The 11,909-nt window shown below is 63.9% G+C and carries 10 protein-coding genes; 8 read left to right on the forward strand and 2 right to left on the reverse strand.

Annotated features, from left to right (window positions below; genetic code table 11):
• The first annotated feature begins 96 nt into the window (after window positions 1–96).
• Window positions 97–729, forward strand: coding sequence for a TetR/AcrR family transcriptional regulator (locus tag GPJ75_RS02440; RefSeq protein WP_163264719.1), 633 nt, complete (start codon window positions 97–99; stop codon window positions 727–729).
• On the opposite strand, the gene GPJ75_RS02445 is transcribed toward GPJ75_RS02440, so the two are convergent.
• Window positions 715–1,632, reverse strand: a complete 918-nt coding sequence (locus tag GPJ75_RS02445) for a response regulator transcription factor (RefSeq protein ID WP_163264721.1) — start codon at window positions 1,630–1,632, stop codon at window positions 715–717. The two genes, GPJ75_RS02440 and GPJ75_RS02445, sit on opposite strands and share 15 nt — an antisense overlap.
• Window positions 1,633–1,679: 47 nt before the next feature.
• Window positions 1,680–4,835, reverse strand: a complete 3,156-nt coding sequence (locus GPJ75_RS02450) for a hybrid sensor histidine kinase/response regulator (RefSeq protein ID WP_163264723.1) — start codon at window positions 4,833–4,835, stop codon at window positions 1,680–1,682.
• A gap of 320 nt (window positions 4,836–5,155) precedes the next feature.
• Here GPJ75_RS02450 and urtA point away from each other — a divergent pair, with 320 nt between their 5' ends.
• The 7 genes from urtA (at window position 5,156) to GPJ75_RS02485 (ending at window position 11,804) form a co-directional block, all read left to right on the forward strand.
• The gene (gene urtA / locus GPJ75_RS02455; RefSeq protein WP_163264725.1) at window positions 5,156–6,418 is read left to right on the forward strand and encodes an urea ABC transporter substrate-binding protein; all 1,263 of its coding nucleotides are present in this window, start codon (window positions 5,156–5,158) and stop codon (window positions 6,416–6,418) included.
• A gap of 219 nt (window positions 6,419–6,637) precedes the next feature.
• Window positions 6,638–7,564 (forward strand): urea ABC transporter permease subunit UrtB, encoded by a 927-nt coding sequence (gene urtB, locus GPJ75_RS02460; RefSeq protein WP_163264727.1) that lies wholly within the window; start codon window positions 6,638–6,640, stop codon window positions 7,562–7,564.
• A gap of 13 nt (window positions 7,565–7,577) precedes the next feature.
• Window positions 7,578–8,717, forward strand: a complete 1,140-nt coding sequence (gene urtC / locus GPJ75_RS02465) for an urea ABC transporter permease subunit UrtC (protein WP_163264729.1) — start codon at window positions 7,578–7,580, stop codon at window positions 8,715–8,717.
• 11 nt (window positions 8,718–8,728) lie between these two features.
• Complete coding sequence (gene urtD / locus GPJ75_RS02470) at window positions 8,729–9,493, forward strand: urea ABC transporter ATP-binding protein UrtD (RefSeq protein WP_163264731.1); 765 nt, start codon at window positions 8,729–8,731, stop codon at window positions 9,491–9,493.
• Between the two features lie 9 nt (window positions 9,494–9,502).
• Window positions 9,503–10,192 (forward strand): urea ABC transporter ATP-binding subunit UrtE, encoded by a 690-nt coding sequence (gene urtE, locus GPJ75_RS02475; protein WP_163264733.1) that lies wholly within the window; start codon window positions 9,503–9,505, stop codon window positions 10,190–10,192.
• A gap of 33 nt (window positions 10,193–10,225) precedes the next feature.
• A complete protein-coding gene (gene fmdA / locus GPJ75_RS02480; protein WP_163264735.1) occupies window positions 10,226–11,458 on the forward strand; it encodes a formamidase in 1,233 nt (410 codons plus the stop codon).
• A 10-nt stretch (window positions 11,459–11,468) separates the two neighbouring features.
• Complete coding sequence (locus tag GPJ75_RS02485) at window positions 11,469–11,804, forward strand: FmdB family zinc ribbon protein (protein ID WP_163264737.1); 336 nt, start codon at window positions 11,469–11,471, stop codon at window positions 11,802–11,804.
• Window positions 11,805–11,909 lie beyond the last annotated feature (105 nt).

The raw sequence follows: 11,909 nt of genomic DNA on the forward strand, positions 1-11,909 counted from the left end.
GTTTCTCCTTTATGTATCGATCGGTACATATTTGATGCCCATCTTGCGCAGCGCGGTCAAGCGATTTATGTATCGGTCGTCATAGAAAGAGGTTTAATGGCCGAGAGAGGTCGCCCACGCAGCTTCGACCGCGCCGCCGCCTTGCGGCAGGCCATGGAGGTGTTTTGGGCCAAAGGCTATGACGGCGCCTCGCTGTCCGATCTGACGGCGGCGATGGGCATCGGTTCGCCCAGCCTTTATGCCGCCTTCGGTTCGAAGGAGGCTCTGTTCCGGGAGGCTGTCGCGCTCTTCGAGACGGAAGGCACCGAAATATGGAGCGTGATCCCCGAGGCCTCGACCGCGTACGAGGCATTCGAACGCTTCCTTGTCGCAACCGCCAGAGCCTTCACACGGCCCGGACAGCCCGCCGGTTGCCTGATCGTGCTCAGTGCGCTCAACGCAACCGACGCCAATGCGAATGTCTGCCGGGAACTGCGGGACAAGCGTGCGGCGAATGTCGCGACGTTGCGCGACCGGCTGGAGCGCGCCGTGCGGGAGGGAGAATTGCCCGAAGGCTTGGACTGCCTTGCCGTCGCGTCGTTTTATGCAACGGTCCAGCAAGGCATGTCGATCCAGGCGCGTGACGGTGCCTCGTACGAGACGCTGCTTTCCGTCGCGGCTTGCGCCATGGCCGCCTGGGACGGGCTGGCCGCAACGGCGCGGGCCATGCCCCGCCTATCGGTCCCATAGCACGCGTACCGACATGGTGGCCGCCGCGGTGCGGTTTTCCACGCCGAGCTTGTTGAAGATCTGCTCCAGATGCTTGTTCACCGTGCGCGGGGAGAGGTCGAGGATCTCGGCGATCTCCTTGTTCGACTTTCCGTGCGTGATCCACAGAAGCACCTCGGCCGCGCGGAGTGACAGGTCGAAGGCAGCCGCAAGCCGCTCCTCGTCCGTGCCTGCCTCGCGGTCGATCAAGCGGATCAGGCGTTCCGCCCCGCCGACACCGCCGACGATGCGGCATTCCACCTTTTTGCCGTTGCGGCTGAGAATGTACGGTTCGGTCCGGCCCGGCTTCTGGGAGAGGAGCCAATCGGTGACCTCCCATGGCAGGCGGCCGCCCTCCTCCACCGCGACCCCGCATTTCAGGAGCAGCTCGCTAGCCTGCGGCGTCGCCCACAGGACAGTGCCCCGATTGTCGGTGACGACGATGCGCCGGCCGGTGCTGTCGAGCGCCTGGCGCGCGGAGCGGGCGCGGCGGGCATTCGCCAGATGCACCCGCATGCGCGCCAGAAGCTCGACGATCGGCACCGGCTTGACCACGAAATCCACCCCGCCGGAGGCGAGCGCGTTGACCACGTGCTCGCTTTCGCCGAAGCCGGTCATGAAGATGACGGGGATGTCGGCCATGCCCATCTCCGTCTTGAGGATGCGGCAGGTCTCGAAGCCATCGATGCCGGGCATCTTGGCGTCCATCAGGATGATGTCCGGCCCGATCTCCTGGGCTATGTTGAGTGCCGCACGCCCGCTTGTCGCCACCACCACCTTCATGCCCTCCAGCCCCAGCGCGTCTGTAAGCATGCCGAGCGCATCGGGCGAATCGTCCACCACCAGCACGACAGGTGGCGCCGAGGCGGCGGCGTTCACGCCCATTCCGGCTGCTCCCTTCGCATATGCATAGCCATGAAAGTCTCCATCCATCACATGCCCTCGCCGCTCTCGGCCAGCGGCCGCTCGTGATACGTCCATTCGATGCCGAGCGCCGAGCCGAGCTGTTCCATGAGGTCGTCGACACTGAACGGCTTGACGAGATAGCCGTCATGCGCGCGGCGGTATTCGGGCAGGTTGCGCTCGTTGCCCGCGTCGGCGGAAATCATGATGATCGGCAGGTTGGGATGGAGATGGCTGCGAACCTCCTGCGCCACCCGCCAACCCGAGGCGCCGGGCATGGCGACGTCGAGAATGAGCACGTCCGGCCGCGCCTCGGCAAGCGCGGCAAGGCAGGTGGTGCCGTCCGGCACGGCGGTGACCGCAAAGCCTAGCGGCTCGAGGACGTCTCCGATGAGGGCGCGCTGGGCGGGATCGTCGTCAGCGATCAGCACCTTGAGCGCCCTCCCCTTTATGCCGGCAATGGCCGCCGCCGGCGGTTTCTGCTCGTCGGGCCGTGTGGCGGCGCTGAGCATGAGCCGCACGGTGAACGTCGTGCCCCGCCCCCGTTCCGATTTCACGCTTAGGTCCCCGCCCATGATCTCCACCAGAAGCTTGGTGATCGTGAGGCCGAGGCCGGTACCGGGCGGGCTGACGCCGCCCGTGCCCTCTATCCTCTCGAAGGGCAGGAAGATGCGGTCGATGTCTTCGGCCGCGATGCCGACGCCCGTATCCTCAATCTCGAAAGTGGCGATCTGGCTGCGGTAGGTGACGCGGAAGGAGACCTTGTCGCGTTCGGTGAACTTCACCGCGTTGGACAAGAGGTTGATGAGGATCTGCCGCAACCTCTTCTCGTCCGTGTAGACGTATTCGGGAATGTAGGATCCCGGCTCGAAGACGAAGCCGATGCCCTTCTCCTGCGCCTGCAGCGAGAACATGTCGACGAGCTGGTCGAGATAGGGGCGAAGTGCGGTCTTGTCCCGATAGATCTGCAGGCGGCCTGCCTCGATCTTGGAGATGTCGAGAAGCCCCTCGATCATTCCCGCCAGATGCTCGCCGGAGCGCTTGATGGTGCGGGCGGCGTTGCCGACGATCTGGGGCGTGGGGTCGTGGCGCTCAAGGAGCTGCGCATAGCCGAGGATGGAGTTGAGCGGCGTGCGCAGCTCGTGGCTCAGACCCACGATGTATTTGCTCTTGGCAAGGTTGGCCGATTCGGCCGCCTCCTTTGCCTTCTGAAGCTGCCGGTCCGTCTCCTCGTGCGCCTCGATCTCCTCCATTAAGAGCGTCGTGTGGCGCCGTGCCTCGTCCTCGGCGAAGACCCGGCTTTCATGGGCGAGCACGAAGAGCCAGACCATGATCGCGGCAATGACGAAGATGATGGCGAAAAGCCGCAGGAACATGGGGAAGACGAGGTCGGGCGGCAGGCCGCCGCCCACGGTCGACTGGTAGTAGACCACCGAGAGCACCAGCGCGATCAGCGCCGTGACCATGGTGAGGATGCCGAGATAGCTGCCGATGCGCGAGCCGACGAGGTCGGCGATACGCGGCGGGAAGACGGCGCGGGCGAAACCGCCGATCTGCTCCGACAGCCTTGCGCCCTCCTTGCAGCGGTCGCCGCAGCGGGCATCGAGCGAACAGCACAGCGAGCAGATGGGGCCACTGTAGATTGGGCAAGCGGCCATGTCCTCCGGCTCGAAGCTGTGCTCGCAGATGCAGCACTGGATAGTGGCGTGGCCGGAAGGCAGATGCGAGGTGCGCGCCAGATAGTAGCGCCCGCGCGTGGCGATGGCGATGACCGGCGCAAGCAGGAAAGCGGCGGCGATGGCGACATGGGCGTAAAGCGCTGCGGCGACAGCGCCGAACAGGCCGAGATAGGACATCAACGCCAGCAGGATGGCGATGGCGGCCGCGCCGAAGCCGACGGGGTTGATGTCGTAGAGGTGAGCGCGCTTGAATTCGATGTGGCGCGGCGACAGGCCGAGCGGCTTGTTGACCGCGAGGTCGGCGACGATGGCGGCAAGCCACGCGCCGGCGATCATCGCGTAGAGGCCCAGGATCTGCTCCAGCGCCTTGTAGATGCCGAACTGCATGAGAAGCAGCCCGATCACCACGTTGAAGACCACCCAGACCACGCGACCGGGATGGCTGTGGGTGAGGCGGGAGAAGAAATTCGACCAGGCGATGGACCCAGCATAGGTGTTGGTGACGTTGATCTTGACCTGACACAGGACAATGAAGATGCCCGTCAGCCCCAGGGCGAGCTCGGGGCTCGCCACCATCTGCTGGAAGACCGACAGGTACATGCGCGTCGGCTCGGCCGCGTCATAAAAGGCGACGCCGCTCTGGAACGCGTAGTAGGCGAGGAAGGAGCCGGCCAGCATCTTCATCGCGCCCAGCACCACCCACCCGGGGCCGGCGGCGATGAGCGCACTCCACCAGGCGATACGGTTGGCGTGTAGCTTGCGCGGCAGGAAGCGGAGATAATCGACCTGCTCGCCGATCTGCGCGACAACGGAGAAGACGACCGCCGAGGCGGCGCCGAACATGGCAAGCGAGAAGGTGCCGTCCACGGGCCCACGAAGCCCCGTGTACCCGGTCCACCCGCGCATCGCCGGCACGCTTTGGGTGGCGATATAGAGGAAGGGCAGGAGCTGCAGCACGATCCAGAAGGGCTGCGTCCAGGCCTGAAAGCGGTTGATGAAGGTGATGCCGTGGATGACCAGCGGGATGACGAGGAGTGCGCTGATGAGGTAGCCCACGGCGAGCGGGATGCCGAAGCATAGCTCCAGCGCCGTCGCCATGATCGCCGCTTCGATGGAAAAGAAGATGAAGGTGAAGCTCGCATAGATGAGCGAGGTGACGGTGGAGCCGAGATAGCCGAAGCCAGCCCCGCGCGTCAAAAGGTCGATGTCCACGCCATATTTGGCCGAATTGTAGCAGATCGGGATTCCCATGAGGAACATGACGAGGCAGCTCGAAAGAACCGCCCACAAGGTCGTCTCGAACCCATAGTTGAGGGTGAGCGTCCCGCCGATAGCCTCGAGCGCCAGGAACGAAACCGCGCCGATGGCCGTGTTGGCGATGCGCCAGGCCGGCCAGCGGCGGACCCTGGTGGCCGTGAAGCGCAGGGCGAAGTCTTCGAGCGTCTGATTGGCCACCCAGACATTGTAGGTGCGGCGCACGCGGGTGACCTTGAAACCCGCGGTCATGTCCGCCTTGCCCCCCAAACGACTTGCTTCACATGCATCGGTCTACTCCACACGCAACCGATGCCCTCTCAAGCGTCCCTGCCCCGCCCGCGCGTTCCTTAGAGCGCCGGCAGCACAACACTGCGGCGCCTGGGTTATTTTCCGTACCGAAGCCGGTGCGCGGAGTTCCCCTTCGTTATTTGCCGCAGCTTAGGGGGAAAAATGCACCGCGGGAATACGTCAAATGCCCCGTTGATAGGCAGCGGCCTTAAATGCCCAAAATTGCGGCAGTTGGCGATAGGCCAGCAGGTTTGAGATCAGGCAAGCGAGGCACAAGCATCATGAGCGACGACACCCCTCGGAAGAGTCCCATCGCAACGCGCCGGCAGGTTCTTGCCGGCATCAGCGCACTGCCCTTCATGGGCATGCTGGGCGGCAAAGTGAACGCGGCCGACTATCCGACGGCGGAGGTGAACACCACCGGGCTTGCCGTCACCGACGACAAGGTGACGGTGGGCATCCTGCACTCCGTCACCGGCACCATGGCGATTTCGGAGACCGGCTCGGTACAGGCGGAAAAGCTCGCCATCAAGCAGATCAACGATATGGGCGGCGTGCTCGGAAGGCAGATCGACTTCATCCAGGAGGACGGCGCCTCCGACTGGCCGACCTTCGCCGAGAAGGCCAAGAAGCTTCTCGTGCAGGACAAGGTGGCCTCGGTGATGGGCTGCTGGACATCGGCCTCGCGCAAGGCGGTGCTGCCGGTCTTCGAGCAGTATAACGGCATGCTCTACTACCCGACCTTCTACGAAGGCCTCGAGGAGAGCCCGAACGTCATCTACACCGGCCAGGAAGCGACACAGCAGATCATCGCCGGTATCGACTGGGTGGCGCAGAACAAGGGCGCCAAGAGCTTCTATCTTCTGGGCTCCGATTACATCTGGCCGCGCACCTCCAACAAGATCGCCCGCAAGCACATCGATAAGCTGGGACTGGAAGTGGTGGGCGAGGAGTACTACCCACTCGGCCACACCCAGTTCAACTCGGTGATCAACAAGATCAAGCTGAGGAAGCCCGACGTCATCTACGCCATCGTCGTCGGCGGCTCCAACGTCGCCTTCTACAAGCAGCTCAAGGCCGCCGGCATAGACATGACCAAGGAGAAGCCGCTGCTCCTCACCATCTCGGTGACGGAGGACGAGATCCTCGGCATCGGCGGCGAGAACATCGTCGGCGCCTATGCCTGCATGAAATACTTCCAGAGCCTGCCGAACGACAACAATGCCGAGTTCGTCAAAGCCTTCAAGGAGATGTGGGGCGACGAGATCGTCATCGGCGATGTCACCCAGGCAGCCTATCTGGGGCCGTGGCTGTGGAAGATGGCGGTGGAGAAGGCCGGCAGTTTCGACATCGACAAGGTGCGCGAGGCCTCGCCGGGAATCGAGTTCACCAAGGCGCCGGAAGGCTACGTCCGTATCCACGAGAACCACCATCTGTGGTCGAAGACGCGCGTCGGCCATGCGCTCGACGACGGGCAATACGAGGTGGTCTTCGAGACGGAGGATCTCGTGGAGCCCGACCCCTTCCCCGAAGGCTACCAATAAGCCTTCCGGCCTCCCCGGCGCTCATCCGGGGAGGCTCCCCGCGCCACGCGTCATCCCGGCCAAGGGAGCGCAAGCGACCGCGAGCCGGGATCCATTCCGTGACTCGTCCACCTTCCGGAATGGGTCCCCGACAGCCTCCGCCCTGCGGGCTCCGGCTTCCGGGATGACGACGCGGCGCGAAAGGGCGCCGGCGTCAACGCAAACAGCACGAGGCGAACCATGATCGGCGACTACACCCTTGTCGAATTCAGCTCCATCCTGGCGATGCAGGGTTTCGCCGGGCTTATCCTCTTCTCCGTCTTCGTGCTGATGGCCCTGGGGCTTGCCATCATCTTCGGCCAGATGGGCGTCATCAACATGGCCCATGGCGAGTTCATGATCCTTGGCGCCTATGTCACCTGGCTCTGCTCGCACTTCGTGACGGCCTATGTGCCGGCGTTGTTTCCCATCTACTTCTTCATCGCCATGGCGCTCGCCTTTCTCGCCTCGGGCGCGCTCGGCATGCTGGTCGAATGGGCGATGATCCGGCATCTCTACAAGCGCCCGCTCGACACGCTGCTCGCCACCTGGGGCCTTAGCCTCATCCTGCAGCAGCTCTATCGCTCGGTCTTCGGCGCACGCGAAGTCGGCGTCAGCCTGCCCGACTGGATGATGGGGTCCATCGCGCTGACCGACATCATCGAGGTGCCGATCAACGGCATCTTCGTCATGGTGCTGACGATGCTTATTTCCCTTGGTGTCTTCATCCTGATGTTCCGTTCCGCGTGGGGCAGGCGCGTGCGCGCGGTTGTGCAGAACCGCGCGATGGCCGGTGCCGTCGGCATCAACACCAAGAAGGTGGACCGCGTGACCTTCGGCCTCGGCTGCGGGGTGGCGGGCGTTGCCGGCTCCGCCTTCACCATGATCGGCTCCACCGGGCCGACGGCCGGGCAGCTCTACATCGTCGACACCTTCCTTGTCGTCGTCTTCGGCGGCGCGGCCAGCCTCATCGGCACCATCGCCTCCGCCTTCACCATCAGCCAGGCCCAGTCGACCATGGAGTTCTTCATGTCGGGCTCGATGGCCAAGGTGCTCACGCTTCTGACCGTGGTGGGCATCCTGATGCTGCGGCCCGAAGGCCTCTTCACACTCAAGATGCGCCGCTGAGGGGGACCATGCGATGAACGCTACTCTCTACACCCGGCGCGAATGGATAGCCCTTGCCGTCCTGGCCGCGCTCATCCTGATCGTCTTCCCCGCCACCATGGACATCTTCCGCCTCAACCTCGTCGGCAAGTATCTCACCTATGCCTTCGTTGCCGCGGGGTTGGTTCTGTGCTGGGGGCACGGGGGGATCCTTAGCCTCGGCCAGGGCATTTTCTTCGGCCTCGGCGGCTACTGCATGGCCATGTTCCTGAAGCTGGAGGCTTCCAGCCCGGAAAACACGGCCATCCAGTCCACGCCCGGCATTCCCGATTTCATGGACTGGAACCAGGTGACCGAACTCCCCTTCTGGTGGATCCCCTTCAAGTCCTTCCCCTTCACGCTCGCCGCCGTCATCGTCGTGCCGGTCGTCTTCGCCTACATCATCGGCGCGGCCATGTTCAAAAGGCGGGTAGGCGGCGTCTATTTCGCCATTATCACCCAGGCGATCGCCGCCATCCTCACCATCCTCATCATCGGTCAGCAGGGCTACACCGGCGGGGTCAACGGCATCACCGACCTGCGCACCCTGCTCGGCTGGGACATCCGCACCGACAGTGCCAAGTTCATCCTCTACTTCGTCAACGCCGCCCTCCTCATCGTAGTGCTCCTCCTCGGTCAGGCGGTGCGGGTCTCAAAGTTCGGCCGGCTCTTGATCGCCATGCGCGACAAGGAGGACCGGGTGCGTTTCTCCGGCTACAGCGTGGCCGATTTCAAGATCTTCATCTTCTGCCTGGCGGCCGCCTTCTCCGCCATCGGCGGAGCGATGTTCACGCTCCAGGTCGGCTTCATGTCGCCCTCCTTCGTTGGCATCGTGCCGTCCATCGAAATGGTCATCTTCGCCGCCGTCGGCGGACGCTTGTCGCTCTTCGGCGCGGTCTACGGCGCGCTCATCGTCAACTGGGCAAAGACCAGCTTCTCCGAGAGCTTTCCGGAACTCTGGCTGTTCGCCATGGGCGGCCTTTTCATCGCCGTCGTGATGGCCTTCCCCAACGGGCTAGCCGGGCTCTTCCGCTCCCATGTGGAGCCGCTTTTGGCAAAGCTCACGCGGAAGTCGCCTCCGCCGCCCGCTCCCGACGCCACACCGGCCGAAGCCGTCAAACTGGCCGCTGAATAGGAAGCTCACCCATGCAACAGGCCAATCCAGCCTCCACACCCAGGGACTTCCTTCTCTCGGTCGAAGGCCTCACCGTCTCCTTCGACGGGTTCAAGGCGGTCAACGACCTTTCCTTCTACGTCGACGAGAACGAAATCCGCGTCATCATCGGCCCGAACGGCGCCGGCAAGACCACCGTGCTCGACTTGATCTGCGGACGCACGACGGCAACCGAAGGCTCGATCCGCTTCCGCGACAAGGAGCTGACGCGGATGAAGGAGCACGAGATCGTCCACGCCGGCGTGGGGCGGAAATTCCAGAACCCGTCGATCTACGAGGATCTGACCGTCTTCGAGAACCTCGAGCTCTCCTTCCCGCGCGGCCGCGGCGTCTTCGGCGCGCTCGCCTTCAAGCGCGACAAGGAAGTGATCGACCGCGTCGAGGAGATCGCCGAGATGATCTTCCTCAGGGACCAGCTCAAGACGGAAGCGGCGATCCTGAGCCACGGCCAGAAGCAGTGGCTGGAGATCGGCATGCTCCTGATCCAGAGCCCGGAACTCCTGATGCTCGACGAGCCGGTGGCCGGCATGAGCGTGTCGGAGCGCGTGAAGACGGCGGAACTCCTGCACCAGATCATCAAGGATCATTCGGTGATCGTGATCGAGCACGACATGAAATTCGTCCAGGACATCGCCCACCGCGTCACCGTGATGCACCAGGGCAAGGTCCTCTCCGAGGGCTCGATGGACCACGTCCAGCACGACCCGAAGGTCATCGAAGTCTATCTGGGCCACTAGGAGGCGGACATGCTCAACGTCGACAATCTCAGCGTCTCCTACGGCCAGAGCGAGGTGATCCACTCCGTCTCCTTCGGCGTGAAGCCCGGTGAAATCGTCGCCATCATGGGGCGCAACGGCATGGGCAAGACCACGCTCATGAAGTCGCTCATCGGCATGCTGCCGGCGCAGGCGGGCGGCATCAGCATCGACGGCGATGCGATCGAAGCTTCGGAAAGCTACGAGCGGGTCGCAAAGGGCCTCGCCTATGTGCCGCAGGGGCGGATGGTCTTCTCCACGATGACGGTGAAGGAGAACATCGAGACCGGCCTTACCGTGACCGGCGAAAGCACGGTGCCGGGCGACATCTACGAGCTGTTCCCCGTGCTTCTCGAAATGAAGAGCCGGCGCGGCGGCAATCTTTCCGGCGGCCAGCAGCAGCAGCTCGCCATCGCCCGCGCGCTTGCCTCCCGGCCCAAGGTGCTGCTGCTCGACGAGCCGACCGAGGGCATCCAGCCCTCCATCATCAAGGAGATGGCACGCACGCTCCGCCGCATCCGCGATGAGCGCGGCCTTTCCATCGTCGTCTCCGAGCAGGTTTTAAGCTTCGCCCTCGACATCGCCGACCGTGTTCTCGTCATCGAGAACGGCGAATTCGTCCACGAGAGCCCGCGCGAAGGCATCGACGAGAAGAAAGTCGCCGCCTTCCTGTCCGTCTGACCAAATCCAGCTATTCACAAAGAGGAGCCATCCATGCCCGACACACTGATCAAGGTCGATCTCACCACCTCGCCCTACGAGAACGAGAAGATCCACAACCGTTGGCATCCCGACATCCCCATGGCCTGCTGGGTAGAGCCGGGCGACGATTTCCGGGTCGAGACCTATGACTGGACGGGCGGGCAGATCAAGAACGACGACGATGCGGCAGACGTCCGCGATGTCGACCTGAACCAGGTGCACTTCCTGTCCGGCCCCATCGGTGTCAAGGGCGCCGAGCCGGGCGATCTCCTCGTCGTCGACATCCTCGACATCGGCGCCTTCGACAATTCGCTCTGGGGTTTCAACGGCTTCTTTTCGAAGAAGAACGGCGGCGGCTTCCTGACCGAGCATTTCCCCGAGGCGCAGAAATCCATCTGGGATTTCCACGGCATGTTCACCTCCTCCCGCCACGTGCCGGGGGTGAAATATGCCGGCCTCATCCATCCGGGCCTCATCGGCTGCCTACCGGACAGGAAGATGCTGGAGATGTGGAACACGCGCGAGCAGGCACTGTTCGATACCGATCCGGAGCGCGTGCCGGCGCTTGCCACGCTCCCCAACGGCGACGAGACGGCGCATATGGGTATGCTCAAGGGCGAGGCGCGCGACAAGGCAGCCGCAGAGGGCGCGCGCACCGTGCCGCCGCGCGAACATGGCGGCAACTGCGACATTAAGGATCTGAGCCGCGGCTCGAAGATCTACTTCCCCGTCTATGTGGACGGCGCCGGCCTCTCCATGGGCGACCTGCATTTCTCCCAGGGCGACGGCGAAATCACCTTCTGCGGCGCCATCGAGATGGCCGGCTGGCTGCACATCAAGGTTTCGCTCCTGAAAGGCGGCATGGCCAAGTACGGCATCAAGAACCCGATCTTCCGCCCCTCCCCCATCACGCCGAAATACGACGACTACCTGATCTTCGAGGGGATCTCGGTCGACGAGGCCGGCAAGCAGCACTATCTCGATGTGCACATCGCCTACCGCCAGGCCTGCCTCAACGCCATCGAGTACCTCACCAAGTTCGGCTACTCCAGGGCTCAGGCCTACGCCATCCTCGGCACCGCCCCGGTGCAAGGGCACATTTCCGGCGTCGTCGACATCCCCAACGCCTGCGCCACGCTGTGGCTGCCCACCGACATCTTCGAGTTCGATATCATGCCGGGGAACGCCGGGCCGGTGAAGCACCTCGACGGCTCGGTCTCCGTACCGCTCGCACCGGATCTGTGAGGCTTCTGCGATGCCCTTCTACGACTACGAATGCGGGGAGTGCGGTGTCTTCACCGCGCTCCGCCCCATGGCCAAGGCGGCCGAGCCCTGCGACTGCCCCGAATGCGGCGCGTCCGCCCCGCGTGTCATCTTGCGCACGCCCAACTTTGCCCTCATGGAGCCGGGAATGCGTGCCGCGCACGCCACCAACGAGCGCTCCGCCCATAACCCGAAGAGCACCAGGGGTGGCCAAGCACACGGGCCGGGGTGCTCGTGCTGTGCGGGAAGACGTCCGTCAAGAACCGTCAGCCAGCCAGACGGCGCCAAGGCCTTTCCGTCGGCAAGGCCGTGGATGATCAGCCACTAGCACTGCATGCTCCTCTTGAACGCCCGGTACCGCCGGAAGTCAGGCCTTTCCGCAAACTTCCGTCTTACCAGGCACGGTCTAAAGTCCGAACCGCCGGCCGTAGAG

The sequence above is a fragment of the Chelativorans alearensis genome, assembly GCF_010993735.1.
In the GTDB taxonomy this organism is placed as follows: Bacteria; Pseudomonadota; Alphaproteobacteria; order Rhizobiales; family Rhizobiaceae; genus Chelativorans; species Chelativorans alearense.